Annotated in this window: 16 protein-coding genes; 6 read left to right on the forward strand and 10 right to left on the reverse strand. The window is 66.6% G+C overall.

Annotated features, from left to right (window positions below; translation table 11 throughout):
- Positions 1-66 precede the first annotated feature (66 nt).
- The 3 genes from guaD (at position 67) to KW832_RS04375 (ending at position 2541) form a co-directional block, all read left to right on the forward strand.
- On the forward strand, positions 67-1365 hold the full coding sequence (guaD, locus tag KW832_RS04365) for a guanine deaminase (RefSeq protein WP_218298566.1): 1299 nt from the start codon (positions 67-69) through the stop codon (positions 1363-1365).
- An 81-nt stretch (positions 1366-1446) separates the two neighbouring features.
- Positions 1447-2019: a dCTP deaminase gene (gene dcd / locus KW832_RS04370; protein WP_055401412.1), complete on the forward strand. Its 573-nt coding sequence runs from the start codon at positions 1447-1449 to the stop codon at positions 2017-2019.
- Positions 2020-2172: 153 nt separating this feature from the next.
- Positions 2173-2541 carry a hypothetical protein gene (locus KW832_RS04375; RefSeq protein ID WP_218298565.1) on the forward strand — a complete coding sequence of 123 codons (369 nt, stop codon included), beginning with the start codon at positions 2173-2175 and terminating at the stop codon, positions 2539-2541.
- Between the two features lie 71 nt (positions 2542-2612).
- Here KW832_RS04375 and KW832_RS04380 read toward each other — a convergent pair whose 3' ends face one another.
- From KW832_RS04380 to pcp, 3 genes are all read right to left on the reverse strand, one after another.
- Positions 2613-4310 carry a diguanylate cyclase gene (locus tag KW832_RS04380; protein WP_218298564.1) on the reverse strand — a complete coding sequence of 566 codons (1698 nt, stop codon included), beginning with the start codon at positions 4308-4310 and terminating at the stop codon, positions 2613-2615.
- Positions 4307-5272: a delta(1)-pyrroline-2-carboxylate reductase family protein gene (locus tag KW832_RS04385; RefSeq protein WP_218298563.1), complete on the reverse strand. Its 966-nt coding sequence runs from the start codon at positions 5270-5272 to the stop codon at positions 4307-4309. Before KW832_RS04385 ends, KW832_RS04380 begins: the two co-directional genes overlap by 4 nt.
- Positions 5273-5338: 66 nt before the next feature.
- Complete coding sequence (gene pcp, locus KW832_RS04390; RefSeq protein WP_218298562.1) at positions 5339-6016, reverse strand: pyroglutamyl-peptidase I; 678 nt, start codon at positions 6014-6016, stop codon at positions 5339-5341.
- Positions 6017-6160: 144 nt separating this feature from the next.
- Between pcp and KW832_RS04395 the strand changes: the two genes are divergently transcribed.
- The 3 genes from KW832_RS04395 (at position 6161) to KW832_RS04405 (ending at position 10989) form a co-directional block, all read left to right on the forward strand.
- Positions 6161-7033, forward strand: coding sequence for a neutral zinc metallopeptidase (locus tag KW832_RS04395; RefSeq protein WP_121422587.1), 873 nt, complete (start codon positions 6161-6163; stop codon positions 7031-7033).
- Between the two features lie 167 nt (positions 7034-7200).
- Positions 7201-9336 (forward strand): SulP family inorganic anion transporter, encoded by a 2136-nt coding sequence (locus tag KW832_RS04400; protein WP_218298561.1) that lies wholly within the window; start codon positions 7201-7203, stop codon positions 9334-9336.
- A 162-nt stretch (positions 9337-9498) separates the two neighbouring features.
- Positions 9499-10989 (forward strand): DEAD/DEAH box helicase, encoded by a 1491-nt coding sequence (locus tag KW832_RS04405; RefSeq protein WP_218298560.1) that lies wholly within the window; start codon positions 9499-9501, stop codon positions 10987-10989.
- An 81-nt stretch (positions 10990-11070) separates the two neighbouring features.
- Here the strand turns inward: KW832_RS04405 and KW832_RS04410 are convergent, their stop codons facing one another.
- From KW832_RS04410 to nosZ, 7 genes are all read right to left on the reverse strand, one after another.
- Positions 11071-11712: a nitrous oxide reductase accessory protein NosL gene (locus KW832_RS04410; protein ID WP_255577486.1), complete on the reverse strand. Its 642-nt coding sequence runs from the start codon at positions 11710-11712 to the stop codon at positions 11071-11073.
- A gap of 19 nt (positions 11713-11731) precedes the next feature.
- A complete protein-coding gene (locus tag KW832_RS04415; RefSeq protein WP_218298559.1) occupies positions 11732-12307 on the reverse strand; it encodes a nitrous oxide reductase accessory protein NosL in 576 nt (191 codons plus the stop codon).
- Positions 12304-13119, reverse strand: coding sequence for an ABC transporter permease (locus KW832_RS04420; RefSeq protein ID WP_218298558.1), 816 nt, complete (start codon positions 13117-13119; stop codon positions 12304-12306). Before KW832_RS04420 ends, KW832_RS04415 begins: the two co-directional genes overlap by 4 nt.
- A gap of 2 nt (positions 13120-13121) precedes the next feature.
- On the reverse strand, positions 13122-14066 hold the full coding sequence (locus KW832_RS04425; RefSeq protein ID WP_218298557.1) for an ABC transporter ATP-binding protein: 945 nt from the start codon (positions 14064-14066) through the stop codon (positions 13122-13124).
- Positions 14041-15318: a nitrous oxide reductase family maturation protein NosD gene (locus KW832_RS04430; protein ID WP_218298556.1), complete on the reverse strand. Its 1278-nt coding sequence runs from the start codon at positions 15316-15318 to the stop codon at positions 14041-14043. Before KW832_RS04430 ends, KW832_RS04425 begins: the two co-directional genes overlap by 26 nt.
- Positions 15318-17939: a NosR/NirI family protein gene (locus KW832_RS04435; protein ID WP_218298555.1), complete on the reverse strand. Its 2622-nt coding sequence runs from the start codon at positions 17937-17939 to the stop codon at positions 15318-15320. The genes KW832_RS04430 and KW832_RS04435 overlap by 1 nt, the downstream gene beginning before the upstream one ends.
- A gap of 215 nt (positions 17940-18154) precedes the next feature.
- Positions 18155-20080, reverse strand: a complete 1926-nt coding sequence (gene nosZ, locus KW832_RS04440; protein ID WP_218298554.1) for a TAT-dependent nitrous-oxide reductase — start codon at positions 20078-20080, stop codon at positions 18155-18157.
- Between the last annotated feature and the right edge of the window lie 17 nt (positions 20081-20097).

Below are 20097 nucleotides of genomic sequence, written 5' to 3' on the forward strand. Positions count from 1 at the left end.
CCGTCCATAGCCACTATGGGGCGCGCCGTATGCTGGCGCCAGGCGGTGCCGCTAAGCTAGCGCACCATGCCTGTATACCGTTCCGCCCTTTTGCGATTTGCCGACGATGGCCGCGCCCTCTATGACGAAGATGGCCTGCTGGCCATTGGCCCGGATGCCCATGGCCGCCAGCGGGTGCTGGCAGCCGGCGCCTGGCAGGCGCTGTCGCACCAGTATGCCCACGAGCCCGTCACGCACCTGCCGGGTCGCATCCTGGCCCCTGGGTTTGTGGACATGCACATCCACTTTCCGCAGACCGACGTGATTGGCTCGCCCGCGGATGGTCTGCTGCCTTGGCTGGAGAACTACACCTTTCCCCATGAATCGCGCTTTGTCGCATCCGACTACAGCGCGCAGGTGGCAGAGTTCTTTGTGGCCGAGCTGCTGCGCCATGGCGTGACCACGGCGCTGGCTTTTGCCACCTCGCACCCCGCCTCAGTGGATGCCTTGTTCACCGAAGGGCAACGCCAGCACATGCGCCTGATCACCGGCAAGGTGCTGCAGGACCGCCACTCGCCCGATGGCGTGCGCGACGATACCGAACAAAGCCTCATTGACACCGAGGCGCTGATCCAGCGCTGGCACGGCGTGGACCGCCTGGGCTATGCCATCACCCCGCGTTTTGCGCCCACCAGTACCCATGAACAATTGCGCGGCGCGGGCGAGCTGGCTGCGCGCTACCCCGATGTGTGGATTCAGTCCCACGTGGCCGAGAACCGCGACGAGATCCGCTGGGCGCGCGAGCTGTTCCCCGCCGCACGCAGCTACTTGGGCGTGTACGACGACTTTGGCCTGATGCGCGAACGCGCGGTGTACGCGCACTGCATCCACTTTGACGACGACGACCGCGCGCTGATGCGCGACACCGGTGCGGTGGCGGCGGTCAGCCCCACCAGCAACCTCTTTTTGGGCAGTGGCTTTTTTGACTACGCCAGCGCCGACCGCGTGGGCTTTGGCTACGGCCTGGCCAGCGATGTGGGCGGGGGTACCAGCTTCAGCCCGTTCCACACCATGCTGGCGGCGTATTACGTGGGCCGCGAGGGCCAGACCAAGCAGGGGCTGAGCCTGTCGCCGCAGCAGCTGTGGTGGCAACACACGGCCGGGGCCGCCAAGGCGCTGGGTCTGGCGGGTGTGGTGGGCAATTTGCAGCCGGGCTGCGAGGCCGATTTTGTGGTGCTCAACCCTCGGGCTACGCCTCTGCTGGAGCGCAAGACCAGCCAGGCGCGCAGCCTGGACGAGCTTTTGTTTGCGCTGATCGTGCTGGGCGATGACCGTGTGGTGGAGCAAACGGTGATTTCTCAAGCAAAATACGGCCCCAGCGCTTGATCATCAAGCGCTAATAGCTACATATTTAATAGCGCCCGGCTGTTTACCGACGGCCAGGGCCACAGCGCAGGAAATTCAGCCATGAGCATCAAGAGCGACAAGTGGATCCGCCGCATGGCGGCCGAGCACGGAATGATCGAACCCTTCGAGCCGGGCCAGGTGCGCGAGGTGGAGGGCCGCAAGATCATCAGCTACGGCACCAGCAGCTACGGCTACGACATCCGCTGCGCACCCGAATTCAAGGTGTTCACCAACATCCACAGCACGGTGGTGGACCCGAAGAATTTCGACGAGAAGAGCTTTGTGGATTTCGAGGGCGACAGCTGCATCATCCCGCCCAACAGCTTTGCGCTGGCCCGCACGATGGAGTACTTCCGCATCCCGCGCAACGTGCTCACCATCTGCCTGGGCAAAAGCACCTATGCACGCTGCGGCATCATCGTCAACGTGACCCCGTTCGAGCCCGAGTGGGAAGGCTATGTGACGCTGGAGTTCTCCAACACCACGCCGCTGCCCGCACGCATCTACGCGGGCGAGGGCTGCGCGCAGGTGCTGTTCTTCGAGAGCGACAAGGACGATGTGTGTGAGGTCAGCTACCGTGACCGGGGCGGCAAGTACCAGGGGCAGGTCGGCGTGACACTGCCCAAGGCCTGACCTCCCGCCCGCCGGGTCTTCGGCATGCGCTGGAACGTGTTCGCAGGGGCTGCGTCCTACAGTGCCAGTGCCCATTGGCTGAAATGCAAGCGCAGGTAAGGTTCTTAGCATGGTGTCATGCCGCCGGGCCCTCCGGTGGTCACGGAGTCCACCATGCTGACCTTTGCTGCGATGACCACACCCGCCAAGGCCCGGGGTGCTGCGCTTTCTCTACATGACCCTGCAGGTGCCACAGGCGACTTGGCCTCGGGCCACGGCGCATTGCGCCCGGCAGCCGTGTCCCACGCCCACTATTGGCCCTGCGAGCTTCTCAACGCTTTCGTTCTGAAGATGGCCGCCACGGGCCACTGTGTGAATACCGCCATGATGCTGGGGCACCGGCCCTACGCGCTCGAACAGCTGGCCGTGGCGCGGGCCATTCAGGACCACAGCCTGAATGCGCTGGCCTTGCGGCTGCAAGCCTATTTTGATGTTGCCGCGCCCCAGGGCTGCGCCGTGGTGGCCGAGATCAGCGAGGTTTAGAACAGGTTCCTGGCGGGGCTCTTGCACGCCGCCGGCCTTGGTGTGCGCTGACCGCTGTTCATGGACTGTGGTCACGCCTCCACGCAGACCCTGTTGCGCCCCTGGCCCTTGGCTTCATAAAGCGCCGCATCGCCCCGGCGCAGGATATCGAGGCCGTTGTCCTGCAGGCCGCGCATGCTGGCCACACCCGCGCTCACGGTGATGCGGCCCACGACCGGGTCGTGTTGTTCGGCCATGGCTTCGACCAGGGCCTGGGCGATGGCTTGGGCCCCCAGAAGGTCGGTGTCGGGCAGCAGCACCACAAACTCTTCACCCCCCAGCCTTGCGATCACATCCGAGTTGCGCAGGCGCATTTCCAGCGTGCGGGCCAGCCGGCGCAGGACTTCGTCGCCGGTTTCGTGTCCATAGGTGTCGTTCACGCGCTTGAAATGGTCGACGTCGACTGTGATCAGGCTCAACGGCCGGCCGCTGCGCCGCGCCAGCGCCAGGGCAAACGCCATCTGCGTTTCAAAACCCCGGCGGTTGAGCAGGCCCGTCAGAGCATCGGTGCGGGCCTGCAGGTCCAGGGCGCGGTTGGCAGCCTCCAGCTCCAGCGTGCGCAGGCGTACTTTTTCCTCCATGGCTTCGTGGGCTGTCAGAAGCCGGTGCGTCATGCGGCCCAGTGCGCCTGAAAGCTTGCTCACTTCCCGGCTGCTGTGGGCCTGGGGAATGCGGGTGCCGGGCTTGTCGGCCTCCACGGCGCTGGCGGCATCGGCCAGCGCGTACAGGTCTTCGCTCAGGCGGCGTGCCGCCAGCCACGCCAGCACCGAGGCCAAAAGCGCGGCGCCGAGCCCGATGGCCAGTGCCAGTTGCACGGTGCGGTGGGCCTCGGCGAAGGCCAGTTCCACGGGTTCGCGGGCGACAATGCGCCAGCCGAGGTCGCTGGTGCTGTTGCGTGCCTGCATCGGTGCGGTGGCCGTGAGGTAGCTGCGGCCATCCAGCCACCTCGCCACGACGGCCCGGCCTGCGGCGCGGTCAGGCGCCACCGGGTTGTTGGCCTCGACGGGCAGGCGCTGCCCGGCTACTTGCAGGGCCCGGGTCTGGCCCCCAGGGGCGTAGATAAGCTCGCCTTTGCGGTCGAAGACGAACAGTTCTACCGCTTTGTCGTCCGTACGTGCCGGGGTCAGGCTTTCCATGACCTCATGGGTCCATTCCCAGCTGCCGTGGATACCCACCACGCCGATGGTGGTCGGGCCCAGGCGAATGGGCGCCGCAAAATCCACAAACCGGTAGGGCTCGCCCGAAGGCGGCGGGGCCAGCAGCTGCTCCAGCAGCTTGGCCGGGTGGACATCTCCCACGTGCAGTGTTTGCAGGCCTTCCTTGAACCACGGGCGCTCTGCCACGCTCTGGCCCACCAGCAGCCCGCCCGTGGCGGCGCGCACCACGCCCTGGGCATCGGCCACACCGATCCAGGCGCTGTGGGGGTGGGTGGCCTGACTGCGTGCCAGCATGTGGTGGGCTTCGGCACTGTCGAGCCCTTTGGTCCAGACGGCCTCGGCGGCCGCCAGGACCTCGGCCTCGCGGCTGCGCTCCTGCAGGCCGTTGGCCAGCAGTTTGCCTGCATTTTCGGCAATGACCTGCAGGGCAGTCCCGGCATCGCGCTCGATGCGCAGCTTGAGCAGTTCGCCAAATCCTAGTGACAGCAGCACCGCCAGGCCCACCACCAACGTACCGAACACCAGCGCGATCTGCGAGCGCAGGCTGTGGTCCGAGAACCGGAGCAGGCTCATGGCGTGGCCTGCGTGGGTGGTGCGCCCTCTGTGCCCAGGCGCATCGCCAGACGGGCCGCAGCCAGGTCCCAGCCCGCCCAGCCGCAGCTCTTGAACAGCACGGGCCCTGCGGACGGAGCGCGCTGGCGTTGCAGAGCTTCCCGCAGTGTGGGCAGCATGCCCACGTCGAGGCCCGCCTGCAGCAGATCGCCCGCCTCGTGGCGTGCGTCTTCACTGTCCACCACGATATGCCCGTGTGCTGCCACATGGCGGCAGAAGGCGGGGGCCAGTTCTGCCATGGCCGGGGTGAAGGCTCCCACCGCTGCCACAAAGGCGTCGGGCCGTGGTGGCGCGCTCAGCACCACGCTGTGCGCCGGGGTGCACACGGCAATCAGCGGGCAATGGGGCACCGCAGCGTCTGCATCGGCCACCGTGCGTGCCTGGGCGCCCAGCGCCTGGGCGCGCAGGACCAGGGCCTCGGCGCTGGCGGCACTGCGCGAGGCCACCCACACATCACGCACCCCCAGGCCCTGCACAAAGGCTTCCAGGTGGGCCAGGCCCTGCACGCCCGCACCGACGATGAGCAGCGGCCCCTGGGCCTGCGGCGCCAGATGCTGTGCAGCCAGCAGCGACACCGCCGCTGTGCGCCGTGCAGTGATGGTGGGGCCGTCCAGCACCAGGCGGCGTTCGCCCGTGGTCACGTCAAACACCACGACGTCGCCCTGGATCGCGGGGCGGCCGGTGCCCGTGTTGGCAGGGGTCAGCGTGATGAGCTTGGCCATCGCCACGCGGCTGTCGGTGGCAGGCATGACAAACAGGCTGCCGCCCTGGGGCAGTGGCAGCACCGTGCGGGCAGGCACCGAGACGGTGCTGTCCTGCAAGAGGGCCGCAATCTCGGTGGCCAGCGCGTCCCATGGCAGACACGCCGCTGTGGCTGCTGCGTCCAGCGTGCCGGGGGCCGGGGAGAGGGAGGTGAAGGACATGCGCCGACTTTACACAGCGAGGGCGGAGCCGGGGAGCGGGCAAGTCCCCAGTCCGAGGCCATGATTTCAGTGCGTGGCACCCGCCCCGAGCGCTATGTCGCTCTGGTGAAGCACAGCGGCCCACAGGGCTGCGTGGATGCCGCGCACCATGTCCCGCAGTGCCAGGGAGGGTGTGCCTTGCCCGGGAAGCCAGGGCACGTGCACAAATCCGCCCCGGGCGCCCGCAGGGCCAACGCCTTGTGCCTGCAGCATGTGCATCAGTCCGTACAGCACATGGTTGCAGACAAAGGTGCCCGCTGTTTGTGATACCTCGCAAGGCACGCCAGCCTGCTGTACGGAGCGCAGCATGGCCTTGAGTGGCAGGCTCGCAAAGTAGGCGGCAGGCCCGCCGGGCACCACCGGCGTGTCGATGGGCTGGGCGCCCACGTTGTCGGGAATGCGGGCGTCGTTGATATTGATCCCCACCCGCTCCAGCGACAGCGCGCTGCGCCCTCCTGCATGGCCCAGGCAGACGGTCAGCGCGGGCCGGTGGGCCGTGGCCAGCGCCCGCAGCTGTTGCATCGATTCGCCAAAGACGGTGGGCAGTTGCGCCGCCACCACGCGGTGGCCCGCGATGCGCTGCCCGTCCAGCGCCTGTGCCACCAGCCAGCTGGGGTTCAGGCTGTCGCCGCCAAAGGGGTCAAAGCCTGTGATCAGAATCACCTTGTCGCCGATGGGGGCGTAGTGCGAGGCGTCGTGGAGCATGGGGCGGTTCGGGTGGGGCGTGGAAGGGTGGAATCGTGCCAGCGGGCGCCGACAGGCAGGCCATCGTAATCGGCCCCTCCGGTTCCTGCACCGCGCGTAATATGCGCCATGCCCTCCGCACGGTGAGGGCGCTGGAGATACGGCATGAAATGGGAAGGCAATCGCGAGTCGGACAATGTGGAAGACCGGCGCGGTGGGGGCGGCGGCTCGCCGATTTTCGGAGGGCGCAGCATTGGCATCGGCACCATCGTCATCGCACTGGTGGGCGGGTGGGTGCTGGGCATCAATCCGCTGACTATCCTGGGGCTGCTCAGTGGCGGTGGGCCGCCCGCGCAGGTGCAGTCGCAGGGGCCTGCCCAGCGCCCCCCGGCCGACGACACCATGGCCCGTTTTGTATCGACCGTTCTGGCCGATACCGAAGACGTGTGGCAGGCCGTGTTCCGCCAGGGTGGCGGCACCTACCAGGAGCCGCGTCTGGTGCTGTTTCGGGGCGCTACGGCCACGGCTTGCGGCACCGGGCAGGCGGCGATGGGCCCGTTCTACTGCCCGGCGGACCAGAAGGTCTACATCGACCTGGGCTTTTATGAAACCCTCAAGAACCGCCTGGGCGCGCCCGGCGATTTTGCCCAGGCCTATGTGATTGCCCACGAGGTAGGCCACCATGTGCAGAACCAGCTGGGCATCAGCGGCAAGGTGGACCAGATGCGTGGCCGCGTGAGCAAGGCGGAGTACAACGCGCTCTCGGTGCGGCTGGAGCTGCAGGCCGACTGTTTTGCCGGGGTGTGGGCACACCATGCGCAGAACGCGCGCCAGATTCTGGAGCAGGGCGATGTGGAAGAGGCCATGAACGCAGCGGCCAAGATTGGTGACGACGCCCTGCAGCGCTCGAGCGGCGGGGCGGTGGTGCCCGAAAGCTTCACCCACGGCACCAGTGCTCAGCGGCAGCGCTGGTTTCACAACGGGCTGCAGAATGGCAGCGTCAAAGCCTGCGATACCTTCGCGGCGCGGAGTCTTTGAAACACCCCCTGAGCCGCTTCGCGGCCTGCCCCCGCTCTCGCAACACTGCGCGTTGCGGGCAGGGGGACGCAGCCAGCGCGGCGGGGTGGCCCTTGCGCGGCTGCCCGGGCATGGGCCGCGCCGGTTTTGTGGGGTGTGGGTGATCTACGGCGCTATGGAGAACCGAGATGTCCCCTGCTGAGTCCCTGCAGCCTCTCCGGTCGCCGGGCATCGCCGCCGCGTGGTCGGCGGCGGCTGTCACGGTGCCGCATGCCGTCGGCCTGGGCCTGCTGGCTTTTGCGCCCCTGGCGGCCGACCATTCCCTCGCAGCGCTGGCGCTGTGGTCGGCGGCCCTGCCGGGCCTGCTGCTCACGCTGGTGGTGCCACGTGCCGGGGTGGTCTACGCGCCCACCACGGTGGTGGCGCTGCTGTTTGCGGCCGTGCTGGCCACCGCCCATGGTGCGGCCCCTGCGCTGGGCCTGAGTGCGCGCCAGGTGCTGGCCGTGAGCGGGGCCACGGTGGCGCTGGCGTTTGTTTTTCAGTGGCTGCTGGGGGTGCTGCGGCTGGCCTCGGTGGCGCGGTTCCTGCCCGTTTCGGTGACGCATGGTTTTGCGGCCGGGGTGGGGCTGTCGATGGTGGTGGGCCAGGTGCGCAACGGCTTTGGCGCGGGGAGCGACGCCCTGTGGAACGCCCGCACCGGCTGGCACCTGCTGGCGGCGCTCGCCGTGGTGGGGCTAGCCTGGGCGTTGCGCTGGCGCTGGCCCCGCATGCCGGGGCTGCTGTCGGCTGTGGTCCTGGTGGCGCTGGCCGTGGCGGTGGCGGGGGTGTGGGGTGGTGGTCTGGGGGATGTGTTTGCACCCGCCGTGCAGCCCAGCCAGTTTGCCGGCCCGCTGTGGCCCGACTGGACGGGTGTCCCCTGGATGGCGCTGGCGCAACAGCACGGGTCGGACCTGGTGGTGCTGGCGCTGTTGATGGCGCTGGTCAACAGCCTGGAGATACTGGTGTTCAACCAGGAGCTGGAGCTGGACCACGGTCTGCGTGGCAACGCCAATCTGACCCTGCGCCGCGAGAGCCTGTTGGGCGTGTTGTGCGGGCTGGCCGGGATGATTCCTGCATCCACCAGCGCATCGCGCTCGCGCATTGTGCTGGCGCAGGCGGGCCCCTCCCGCGACGCTCCGCGCTGGCATGCCGGCATCATGCTGGGCGTGGCAGTGACGGGCGCCTGGTGGCTGCACTGGGTGCCCATGGCCTGCCTGGCGGGGGGGCTGGTGCTGGCCGGGCTCATGCAGGTGCCGGCTCTCATGTGGTCGCTGCGCTACGCGCAGCGCTCGCGGGTGACCTGGGCGCAAAGCTGGCTGGTGGCGCTGGTGTTTGCCGTGATGGGCGGCGTGGGCGCGCTGGTTGCGGGCCTGGTGGTGGCCACCTTTGTGTTGCTGCACGACTCCGCCGCCAAGGTGCTGCGCCATGTGCGGCTCGATGGCGAACTGCGCTCGCGCCGGCTGCGGCGCGCGGGGTCGGACACCTGGCTCTCGCCGCGCATGAACCAGGTGGCTGTGTTTGAACTGCAGGGCGTGATGTCGTTCGGCGTGGCGGCCCACTTGGCCGAGCAGGTGCGTTTGCTGCTGCAGCCGCGCCACCGCTGGGTGATTCTGGATGCGGGCCGCGTGCCCGCCTGGGACAGCACGGCACTGGCGCAACTGCGCGCGCTGGTGCGCGACCTGGGCCAGCAGGGCATTGCCGCTGCCGTGGCCGCGCTCGATCCTGTGGCCGCTGAACATGCAGGCGACCAGGTACGCGCCTTTGCCGACCTGGACCGCGCCTTGGAATGGGCCGAGGCCGGCATCCTCTCGCAACGCCCCATTGAGCAACGCCCCGCGCGTCCCGAAAGGGATCTGCTGGGCGAGATCGGCGAGGGCGTGCCCCGGGCGGCGGCCAATGCCCTGATGGCCGTGCTGGAGCCTCTGGCCGTGCCGCCCCACGGGGTGGTGTTCAGCGCGGGAGACACCGACCACGACCTGCTGGTCGTGAAGTCGGGCCACATCACGCTGGTGACCCAGTGGCCGCCCGACAAGGGGCTGCGCTTGGCCACGGTCGGGCCGGGCATGGCGTTTGGCGAGATGGCGTTCCTCAACGGCGCTGCGCGCAGCGCTTGTGCGGGGTCTGAGCGGGGGCCTGCGCACCTGGTGCGCCTGTCGCGGGCGCACTTTGATGCCTGGGCCCGGCAATACCCCGAGGCAGCGCTCACCGTGATGAATAACCTCGCCCAGATCGGGGCGAGGCGTCTGGCGGTGACCACACGCCAATTGCGGGCGGTGTTGGAGTAATTCTGAATAAAAAGGGCCACTAGCGCTCGATGGATAAGCGCTGATAGCTATCAAAAATGTAGCTTATTGCTGTGACTTGCTCAATGAATAAATGCGCTCTGTACCACGCCCCCATGGTGAAAAATCGCTTTTTGGGCCACCGGTGCGACAATAGAGGGCTAAATGACAAGTTCCTTTTCCAATCTATCGCTGGCTGAACCGCTCGCGCGCGCCGTAGCCGAAATGGGCTACGAGTCCATGACGCCCATCCAGGAGCAGGCCATTCCGGTGGTGCTCACAGGGCAAGACGTGATGGGCGCAGCCCAGACCGGCACCGGCAAGACGGCGGCTTTCTCGCTGCCCCTGCTGCAACGCCTGCTCAAGCACGAAAGCAGATCCACATCCCCCGCCCGCCACCCCGTGCGTGCCCTGGTGCTGTTGCCCACGCGCGAGCTGGCCGACCAGGTGGCCCAGCAGATTGCGCTGTACGCCAAGTACACCAAGCTGCGCAGCACCGTGGTGTTTGGCGGCATGGACATGAAGCCCCAGACCATCGAGCTGAAAAAAGGCGTCGAAGTGCTGGTGGCCACACCAGGCCGCCTGCTGGACCACATCGAAGCCAAGAATGCCGTGCTCAACCAGGTCGAGTACGTCGTGCTCGACGAGGCCGACCGCATGCTGGACATCGGTTTCCTGCCCGACCTGCAGCGCATCCTGAGCTACCTGCCCAAGCAGCGCACCACGCTCCTGTTCAGTGCCACGTTCTCGCCCGAGATCAAGCGTCTGGCCAGCAGCTACCTGCAAAACCCCATCACCATCGAGGTGGCCCGCCCGAACGAAACGGCCTCCACCGTGGAGCAGCGCTTCTACAGCGCCAATGACGACGACAAGCGCCGCGCCATCCACCAGGTGCTCAAGACCCGGGGTATCAAGCAGGCGTTCATCTTCGTCAACAGCAAGCTCGGTTGTGCCCGTCTGGCGCGCAGCCTGGAGCGCGAAGGCCTCAAGACCACCGCACTGCATGGCGACAAGAGCCAGGACGAGCGCCTGAAGGCGCTCGAAGCCTTCAAGAGCGGCGAGGTCGATCTGCTGGTGTGTACCGATGTGGCCGCGCGCGGCCTGGACATCAAGGACGTGCCTGCGGTGTTCAACTTCGACGTGCCATTCAACGCCGAAGACTATGTGCACCGCATCGGCCGCACTGGCCGTGCGGGCGCCTCGGGCCTGGCGGTGACGCTGGTGTCGGGCAGCGATGCCCGCCTGGTGGCCGACATCGAGAAGCTGATCAAGAAGAAGATCGATCTCGAAGCCATCGAATACGAAGAAGACCAGCCCCGCGGCCGCATCAACGACGGCCGCCGTGCCTGGCGCGAAGCCGGTGAGACGGGCGACGGGCGCGATGCGCTGCCGGCCGCCCCCGCTGCGCCACGGCGCGAGCGTGACCAGCGCGTCGGGCGCGAGGGGCGCGAACAACACCGGGGCTTTCGCCCGGCCGTGGCATCGCGCGACCCCTTCTTCGAGAAGCCGTATGAGGCCAGCGCAGCTGCCGACGCAACCCCCGCCTGGGAAGCTGCCAAGTCGGCCCCGCGCAGCAGCGTGTCGGCCAACATCAAGCCCAAGCGCAAGGTGGCAGCGCTGTTCAAGGCTGCCCAGCCAGAGACTTCGGTGCAGTGATGAAATACAGGCCTTTTTAGGCCTGTAGCGCTTGATGGATAAGCGCAAGCAGCTATATTTTCAATAGCAACTGAGGCCCCGTCAATCTGAATGCAAACGGTGGTCGGCCCGGAGGTTTGGGGCCAGCCTGCGCAGCAAGGCCACATCGATGGCGCCGAAGGGGACCGCCCGGCCCCCACGCTGTTGCACAAACTCCTGTGCAGCCTCTGCATCGGCAAACGCGGGCAGATTGCCCGCCCGCATCGGCCCCATGGCCGAAGACCCTGTCACATACACCGCCTCGTGCGCGTTCAGCCAACCACCCGTATCGGTATCGGTGACATACCGCGCCACGATGGCGTCGGCCGTGCGGCCCCGCGTGTAGTGGGCCACGTTGCCAAGGTACAGCATGAGGCTGAGCGGTGAGTCAAAAAAATACGCATCCCCGTCCGCAAAAATGACCTGCGCCGCCCAAGCCCGTGCGCGGGCTGGGTACATGCCACACACCGGGCAGCGTGCGTCGGCGGGCACCTCGCGGGCGGCGGTCAGGGGCTGGCCCAGCGCAGGGTCGTAGGGCGTGGGCGGCGCCACCACGCACACATCGTCGCCGATGCCCTCCAGGGCGGCGTTGCCGGATGGACGGGGCGGAGTGCGCTGTGGCCATTGCCATGCCACCAGGCCTGCCGAGCCCAGCAGCAGGGCTGCAAGGGCTGTGCGCCGGGTGGTTGCGTGTGGGCGGGGCATCAGCGCAGGTATGGGCGGCTCACATCCGCGTGTCGTGCAGTGCCCCGCCGCTCAGGTCCACCATGGCGGGCGTGATCTCGGCAAAGCGCAGAACCTTGCCGCCATATTCAGCAGCAAACTTCTTCGCATCGGCCTCTTGCGCAAAGCTGCCGATGGTGGGACCCATGGAGCCGTGGCGCTTGCCGCCCACCACATAGATCGCACTTTTGCCGTCGATCCAGTGGCCCTGCGGTGCATTCCAGTCGGCTTGGCCCATGTCCTGCACATACACGGCCTGCACGGCACGCACCTGTTCGCCCGCCAGCAGGGTGCTGAACAGCTCCACTGTGTCGCAGAAGAACGAAGGCTTGTCCTGCCCTGCAAAGCGCACCTGCGCCTTGGGGCCGGGGTAGTCGGCCAGCAGCATGCCGTCGAGTTCGCAGCTGGTGGTGCGGTCGATCTCCACGGGTTGGAGGGACTGCGCGCTGTTGTCCGCCTGGCTGCAGCCCGTGAGGCCAGTCAGGCCCGTGAGTGTGCCGAGCGAAGCGAGTGCGGCCCAGCCCAGCAATTGCCGGCGCGTGGTGCAGCCGCACCGGGGTTGGTAAGAATGGTTCATGGTTTGAATCTCCAGCTTGCAAGACCGAGCGGCACCACGATCCAGCCCGCCATCACCGCGCCCATGAGCCATGGCTTGGCCAGGGCAGGGGGCACGATGCTGGTCAGGCCGTACAGGGTGCGCACGTCGTCGAGCGAGAACACGTTGAGGATGCGGAAAACGTCGGCCGGGTTGAGCAGCAGCAGGTAGGCCATGGCTTCGCCGCCCACGCTGCCGCCCGTAGCCACCAGGGCGCCCAGCAGCAGCAGGTCAAACACCAGCACAAAAAAGAACCAGGCGGCAATCGCCAGGCCGGAGGCGCGTGTGCGCTCGTGCGTGAGCACCGATAGCAGCACCGCCATGCTCAAAAAGGCCAGCCCCAGCAGCACCGAGCTGATCATGAAGCCGCCGTAGTGGAACAGGGCAGCCCCGCTGAACTGCTGCACCAACAGCACGGCCACCAGCCCGAACCCCGCAAGCGTCGATAGCGTGAGCGCCGCCGCCAGCCCCAGGTACTTGCCCAGCAGCAGCTCCAGCCGCGTGATGGGCAGCGACAGCAACAGGTCGAGCGAGCCGCGCTCGCGTTCGCCGACGATGGCGTCGAAGCCCAGCAGCAGCGCGATCAGCGGGATGAGGTAGATGACCAGGCTGACCAGGCTGGCGATGGTGAACTCGATGGAACGAAAGCCCACCGTGCCCTGCTGCGCGCCGCCAAAGTAGGCGATGGCCAGCGAGAACACGGTGAACACCATCGCCACGGCCAGCACCCAGCGGTTGCGCATGCGGTCGCGGAACTCTTTGCCCGCGATGGTGAAAATTTGTTGGAATTCCATGGCTAGCCCTTGCGCAGGTCGAAGTACACATCCTCAAGCGAGGGTTCCTGGATCTGCAGGTCCTGCAGCGCGGTGCCCAGCGGTGCCATCGCACCCAGCACGGCCATCTTGCTGCCGCGTGGGCAGTCCACGTGCAGGCCTTCCGGCGTTTCCGCTGCGGTGATGCCGGGCACTGCAGAGAGCAGCCCCAGCGCGGCAGGCCGGTCGTCCGAAGCCAGGGTGAGGTGGATAGTCAGCGGCATGTGCGCCTGCTCGCGCAGCGCCTGCACGCTGCCCAGGGCCTGCAGCTTGCCGGAGGCCAGGATGGCAAGGCGGTCCACGCGCTCCTGCAGCTCGGCCAGGATGTGCGAGGTGATGACGATGGTCACGCCCCCCGCCTGCAGCTCGCGCAGCGTGGCGTAGAAGTCGCGGATGGCCTGCGGGTCCAGGCCGTTGGTGGGCTCGTCGAGCAGCAGCACCTGGGGCTCGCCCAGCAGGGCCTGTGCAAACCCCAGGCGCTGGCGCATGCCCTTGGAGTATTCGCGCACGGCGCGGTTGCCCGCGTGGGCCAGGCCCACGCGTTCCAGCAGCGCGGGGCATTGCGTGAGGGGCGCACCCTTGAGGCGGGCGAAGAAACGCAGTGTCTCCAGCCCGTTCAGGTTGTCGTAGAGCACCACGTTCTCGGGCAGGTAGCCCAGGTGGCGGCGCGCGGCGCGAAAGTCGCGGCCCTGCACCGTGGCGCCGCCCACCCGGATCTCGCCCGAGGTGGCGGGCGTGAGGCCCAGGATCATCTTGAACAGCGTGCTCTTGCCCGCGCCGTTGTGGCCGATGAGGCCGAAGATCTCGCCGCGCGCAATGCGCAGGTCGATGCCGTCCACGGCGTGCAGTGCGCCGTAGTGCTTGTGCGCGCCCCGCACCTCGATGGCGGGGGGCTCGCTCAGGTCAATGGGGGGAGGGTTGCGTGTCACGCTGAAAATTCCGTTGGGGTTGGTTCGGTTGCATGCGGGGCATTGGGTCCACCACGGTGGGCACGCGCAGCACCGGAAACTGCTGGCCCACCAGGCGCAGTGCCTGCACGGCGGGGCTGGCCAGCAGCAGCTTGATGGCGGGGTGGCGCCAGGTCAGGCGGTCCACCATGTCGTTGGCCTCGTAGGGCACGTCGCCCACGCCGTTGCCGTCGCGGTCCCAGCCCAGGTAGTTGCTCCAGTGGTTGCCGCCTTCGGTGCCCCAGCGCTCGTCGCGGGCGCCCACATAGCGCACCTGCTCGCGGTTGCCGATGAAGTCGTTGCCTTCGACCTTGTTGTTTTTGGAGCCGGCCGACAGGTGCACGCCCACCGTGTTGCGCGCCACCAGGTTGCCGCGCAGGGTGATGTACTCCACGTCGTAGATGAAGAAGCCCCGGGCGTTCTCGGCCACCACGTTGTTCTCGATCACCGAGTCCTGCAGGGTGCGCAGCATGATGCCGTGGTCGCTGTTGCCCCACGCGCGGTTGTTGCGCACCACCTGGTCGCGCACCTCCATCAGCGCCAGGCCGCCACGGTTGAGGTAGGTATCGTTGTCTTCCCAGAGGTTGTAGTAGGAGTTCATGTAGTGTGTGCCGTAGCGGCTGTGGTGCAGCCGGTTGCCGCGAAACACCGCGTGGTGCGACACGTCCACATACAGCGCGTCGCGCACAAAGCTGATGTGATTGCCCTCGATGCGTGCGCCCGTGGTGTTGTACAGCTGTACGCCGTTGCCGCGCTGCGACGAGTTCACATCGCGCAGGCCGGTGATGGTGTTGTGCAGCACCTGTACATCGTTGGCCTTCTCGATCCACAGGCCAAAGAGGTTGTAGGTGAGGTCGTTGTGGCGCACCACGGCGCGGTGTGCTCCGGGGTAGATGTAGATGCCTGCGTTCTGGTCCTTGAGGCTGGTGCCCGAGTCGCGCACGATCAGGCCTTCGATCACCACGTCGGGCGCGGTGACGCGGATGGTGTCGCCCGTCTGGCCGCCGCTGAGCGTGGGGCGGTCGATGCCGCGCAGGGTGAGCTGCTTGTCGATGCGCAGGTTCACGCGGTAAAAGCCCCGCTGCACCTCCACCGTGTCTCCCGGCGCCGCAGCTGTGATGGCGGCCTGCAGGTCCTGGCCAGGGCGCACCTGCACGGTGGCTGCCGCCGCAGGAAGTGCTGTCCACAGCGCCAGGGCCATAGCAACCGCAGCGAGTGCAAGGGGGGACTTCATCACGCCAGTCCCACCAAGGCCTTGATGGCCAGGAAGAGTGCTGCGCCGATCAGCAGGTTCTTGAAGCCCACGTAGCTCAGCATGTCCATCACGCCCGCCCGGCGGTACTGGTCGCGCCACCACGGGCCGTCCTTCACATAGCGCTTGCCCGACAGGCGGATCAGCACCTCGTACACGCTCCAGCCAAACCACCAGCCGATGATGGCGCCCGACGACAACGTGCCCAGGGCGGTCATAACCCAGGCCACGCTGGCAGCCAGGGCGAGCGAGAAGCCCGCGATCTGCAGCGCGCGCCGCGAGGCCCAGCCTTCGCGGCTCCAGGGCCACAGATGGTCCACCAGCTCCTTCGCCATCCAGCGCAGGCCGCGCGAGCCTGCCTTGGTCTGCGGCAGCACTGGCGCCGTAGGCCAGCGTGGGTCCGGCCCCTTCGCGGCCTTGGCCGAGATCTGGTCCTGCACCGTGGCAGGGTGGATCGGGATGAAATAGCCGTTCTTGCCGATGGGCGTGATTTCCAGGCCATCTTTCTCGCGGCGCTTGCGCTCCTTGGCCAGGGGCGGGCAGCCCTTGGTGTCGGTGTAGAGAATCATGCAGTCGAGGCAGTGCAGGCATTCGCGGTGGTCGATGCGGCCGTCTGCGTCGATGGCCTGTGCACCGCAGCCCACTGCGCAGGCCTTGCAGCTGTTGCAGTCCTGCTTGCGCTTGAGGCCAAACCAGCGGAACGTGCTGGGCATGGCCAGCGAGGCACCCAGCGGGCAGATGTATTTGCAGTAGGGTCGCTCGATGAAGATCGAAACGCCCAGGATGGCCGCCACAAACAGGCTGTAGGGCCAGGCGCGATTCATTACACCGACCAGGAAGGTCGTCTTGAACGGCTCCACCTCGGCCAGCTTCTCAGCCAGGCCCATGGAGAACATCGACACCGCGAGCAGCCCGAAGAACACCGCGTACTTGACCCACTTGAGCCGGTCGTGCCACTTCTGCGGCAGCTGCGTCTGAAAGCGCTTGAAGCCCACCGCACGCGCGATCTTGTAGATGCCCTCCTGCAGCGAGCCAAACGGGCACATCCAGCCGCAAAACAACCCGCGCCCGAACAGGAACACGGTGACGATGATGAAGATCCAGAACAGGAAGATGAACGGGTCGGACAGGAACAGCGACCAAGTCCACTGGAACAGCAGCGCGTGGAACCAGGTCAGCACCTGCGTGATGGAAGGCTGTGCCATGGCGCCAAAGCCGATCCAGCCGATGCTGAGGGCCCAGAAGCTGTACTTGAAGGCGTTGACCGGCCACTTGTTCTTGTGGGTGGACAGGCGGGTGAGCTTCTCGCGCAGGGCGTACACCACGGTGACGGCAATCAGCAGCGCGGCGAACAGTGCAATCTCTACCGCACGCGACTTCCACACGCGCACCCAGGGGGCGTCGGGCTCGTTGATGGTGGGGCGCCCGCCTTGCAGCATGGCGGCGGGCAGCCAGTAGGGCGTGTCAAAGCTGGTGAAGCTGCGCGTGCCCGTGGCACGGTCCACGCGGTTGCCCAGAAAGCTCAGCTTCCAGGGGTAGGCGGCCGAGAACGCGGGTGAGCGGATGATGAAGATGACCGATTCGTTGTAGCTGGGCGCGCCTGCGGCCTCGATGCCATACAGGTTGAGCGCGTCCAGGTCGCGGAAGGTGAACGAATCTGCGCCTTGGCGCACCTGCACACGGTCGTAGATGCCGCCGCGCACAAAGCCCGAGCCCTTGAACGATTCCTTGCCACCGGTACGGACGATGAAGAAGGCGTGTTCGCCCTCCTTGAGCTGCAGGCGCAGGTTGTTCCAGCCGTTCTCGCCCAGAAGGCTCTTGCCAATGTCCGGGTGGTTCAGGTCGCCAAACCACAGCTCGATGAATGGGTCGGGGCCCTTGTCCAGGCCCACCTGTTCTGGCAGCACCCGCAGGCGTTGCACGGTGCCGTGTTGCACCAGCTCAGCCCAGCTCAGGCGCTTGCCGGTTTCGGCATAGCGTGCGGGCTCGCGCACCGTGGGCGCGAGGATGCCCACCTGCCGCGCCACGGCGGAGCCCGAGGCCATCATGACCTGGTTCTGAGCGATGACGGTGACGGTGGCGCCCGAGATGGCGTCGAGACCCAGCACGTTTTCATCAGGGCGCGACTGGCCCACCTCGATCTTGTCGGCCACCGACTTGCCCAGGTACTGGGCGTTGAATTTCAGCAGCGCGGATTCAGGGATGCCCAGCAGCAGGATGGGCTCGGAATGCTTGAGCACCTTCACGCCCACAAAGCGGCCCTGTGTGTCCATGCCGATCAGCGTGACCACGGGCTTGCCCGAGTAGGCAGGGGTGTCGGTGATGTCGGTGGAGAGCATCACGTAGCCCAGCAGCTTCTTTTGCGCGCTGTCGTTGTCGTAAGCCTCTACGTAGGGCGGCTGGCCCTTGCGTTCAGAGAAATGGCTGGCGCCGGGAAACACGTCCTTGCACGGCACCAGCGCGCACATGTCGCGCGCGGTAGAGAGTTCCGCAGGCAGTTCGGCCTCGTAGGCGCCTGCCGCAGCATGCGCGCGCGGCGCCAGCCAAAGTGCTGCCAACAAGACCAGAAGAAGCGTGGCGAACAGCCGACGGAGGGAAATCATGGGACTATCTTTTTGATAGCTGCTAGCGCTTATTCATCAAGCGCTAGCGGCCAATATGATGCGAAGTGGAGCGCAGTCGTCGCAACTGGCGCGCCCCAGGCCAGGGATGCAGAGCAAGGGCCGCCCCGCAGCGAGTGCATCGTCCCCCTTCCCGAATCGCGCAGCGATTCGAGAGAAGGGGGAAGGCGCGGCAGCGCCTCAGGGGGATCGCCCCATCAAGCTTCCACAATCATCCGAGTGCGCATTTCCAGGTGGAGTGCGTGGCAGAAGTGCGTGCAGTAGCACCAGAACACACCGGGCTTGTCGGCCACAAAGCTCACCGACTTGGTCTCCAGCGGGTTCACGATGAAGTTCACGTTGTAGTTCGGGATCGCAAAGCCGTGCGTCAGGTCTTCGATCTTGTCCAGGTTGGTCAGGATCAGCGTGACCTCGTCACCCTTCTTGAGCTTGAACTCGCGCAGGCTGAAGGCCGGGGCTTGCGAAGTCATCTTCACGGTGACCTTCTTGCCATTGCGGAACACGCCGGACTCCTTGGGGTCCTTGACCGCCAGCGGGAACTCGTCGAGCGTATAGACCTGCTTGGGGCGCACCAGGTCGCGCTTGAAAATGATGAAGTCATGGGGCTCGCCACGCACGGGGTGGTCGGCCAGCAGCACCATCTTCTCGCCCGAGATGTCGATGAGCTGCTCGTTCTCGGGGTGCAGCGGGCCCACGGGCAGGAAGCGGTCCTTGGAGAACTTGCAACCCACGGCCAGGATCTTGCCGTCGGCGGCCTTGGTCTCGGACTGCGATGCATTCAAGTGGCCGGGCTGGTATTGCACATCGAGGCGGTCCACCACGTACTTGGCGGTCTTGTCGCCCGCGTGGAACTTGATGGCAGCCTCCACGTTCCACTTCACGACCTGGCTGTCCAGGAAGAGGGTGGTGTAGGCATTGCCACGGCCGTCGAAGGCGGTGTGCAGCGGGCCCAGGCCCAGCTCCACCTCGGCCACGATGGCGGAGTCCAGCTTTTCGAGCTTGCCGTCGAAATAGTCCAGCACCTTGGCCAGTTCGATCACGGTGCCGGTGGGCGACAGCTTGCCGGCGCAGATGAAGTATTTGCCATCGGGGCTGGCGTTCACGCCGTGGGGGTTCTTGGGCACCGAAACGTAGGCAGTGAGTGCTGTCTTGGGGTCCTTGTTGGCTTCATGGGTGCCGTCCACCACGGGCACCTTGCTGGTGCCGATGGTCTTGAACTTGCCAGCCTTCACGGCAGCCTCGATGCGGCCCACGTTGAAGAACAGGCAGGCATCGCGTTCGGCGGACATCATGTCCTCGTACTTCGCGCCCATTTCCACGTTGTACTGGTTGGTGGCGGCCAGCTTGCCGTCGTATGACGTGGCGACCAGATCGCAGTTGCCGTCGATCAGCACTTGCCAGCGCACTTCCATCGTCTCTGCATCGACGCAGCTGAACATCGAACGGTATTTGCCCGAGTCTTCCGTGCCCGTGTTGGGCAGGGGGATGGCGAACTCACCGCCGCAGAACACGCGCGTGGTGTAGTTGATGGCAGGGTCCACCGGGTCGGCCTTGTCCGGGAAGATGCCGTGAAAGCCCTGCACGTTGGGCAGCTCGGTGATCTTGTCGCACACGAAGTAGTCGAGGCGTATGCGCGCGATGCGGCTGTTGATCTTGTCGTTGATCCAGGCGTAGCGGCCGTCGTAGTTGCCGTCCTTGTACGAGGCATGTGTGTGGTGGGTGTCGGCCACCGTGTACTTCAGGCTCCCATCGGCCTTGGTGCCCATCACAGCTTTGGATTCATTCGTGATGCCCCAGCCCACCAGGGCGTCGGGTACGAAGCAGGGGATGCGGGTGATCTCGCGGCCCGAGGGCAGGCCCAGGACGCGCATGTCGCCCGTGTGGCCGCCGCTCCAGAGGCCGTAGTAGGTGTCCAGCTCGCCGGGCTTGAGGTGCACGTTGGCGCCAGCGGCGGCATGGCTGGCCGCAGGTGCTGCAGGGGCGGGGGCCGCAGGCGTTGCAGCGCTGGGCTTTTCGTTGCATGCGGCGACGCCTGCAGTCAGCCCGACCAGGGCCGCCGTGTTGATGAAGCTGCGTCGGCCCAGGCCAGCAGCGGGAAGGGGACTGTCTTTTCTCTCGGTCATGGTTTTCCTCTTTGGGA

Source organism: Acidovorax sp. sif0632 (assembly GCF_019218805.1).
GTDB classification, from domain to species: Bacteria; Pseudomonadota; Gammaproteobacteria; order Burkholderiales; family Burkholderiaceae_C; genus Acidovorax; species Acidovorax facilis.

What these genes read in the sequence shown, in the direction of transcription:
- guaD (WP_218298566.1), top strand. Translation starts at nt 67, where the DNA reads ATGCCTGTATACCGTTCCGCCCTTTTGCGATTTGCCGACGATGGCCGC.
- dcd (WP_055401412.1), top strand. Translation starts at nt 1,447, where the DNA reads ATGAGCATCAAGAGCGACAAGTGGATCCGCCGCATGGCGGCCGAGCAC.
- KW832_RS04375 (WP_218298565.1), top strand. Translation starts at nt 2,173, where the DNA reads ATGCTGACCTTTGCTGCGATGACCACACCCGCCAAGGCCCGGGGTGCT.
- KW832_RS04380 (WP_218298564.1), bottom strand. Translation starts at nt 4,310, where the DNA reads ATGAGCCTGCTCCGGTTCTCGGACCACAGCCTGCGCTCGCAGATCGCG.
- KW832_RS04385 (WP_218298563.1), bottom strand. Translation starts at nt 5,272, where the DNA reads ATGTCCTTCACCTCCCTCTCCCCGGCCCCCGGCACGCTGGACGCAGCA.
- pcp (WP_218298562.1), bottom strand. Translation starts at nt 6,016, where the DNA reads ATGCTCCACGACGCCTCGCACTACGCCCCCATCGGCGACAAGGTGATT.
- KW832_RS04395 (WP_121422587.1), top strand. Translation starts at nt 6,161, where the DNA reads ATGAAATGGGAAGGCAATCGCGAGTCGGACAATGTGGAAGACCGGCGC.
- KW832_RS04400 (WP_218298561.1), top strand. Translation starts at nt 7,201, where the DNA reads ATGTCCCCTGCTGAGTCCCTGCAGCCTCTCCGGTCGCCGGGCATCGCC.
- KW832_RS04405 (WP_218298560.1), top strand. Translation starts at nt 9,499, where the DNA reads ATGACAAGTTCCTTTTCCAATCTATCGCTGGCTGAACCGCTCGCGCGC.
- KW832_RS04410 (WP_255577486.1), bottom strand. Translation starts at nt 11,712, where the DNA reads ATGCCCCGCCCACACGCAACCACCCGGCGCACAGCCCTTGCAGCCCTG.
- KW832_RS04415 (WP_218298559.1), bottom strand. Translation starts at nt 12,307, where the DNA reads ATGAACCATTCTTACCAACCCCGGTGCGGCTGCACCACGCGCCGGCAA.
- KW832_RS04420 (WP_218298558.1), bottom strand. Translation starts at nt 13,119, where the DNA reads ATGGAATTCCAACAAATTTTCACCATCGCGGGCAAAGAGTTCCGCGAC.
- KW832_RS04430 (WP_218298556.1), bottom strand. Translation starts at nt 15,318, where the DNA reads ATGAAGTCCCCCCTTGCACTCGCTGCGGTTGCTATGGCCCTGGCGCTG.
- KW832_RS04435 (WP_218298555.1), bottom strand. Translation starts at nt 17,939, where the DNA reads ATGATTTCCCTCCGTCGGCTGTTCGCCACGCTTCTTCTGGTCTTGTTG.
- nosZ (WP_218298554.1), bottom strand. Translation starts at nt 20,080, where the DNA reads ATGACCGAGAGAAAAGACAGTCCCCTTCCCGCTGCTGGCCTGGGCCGA.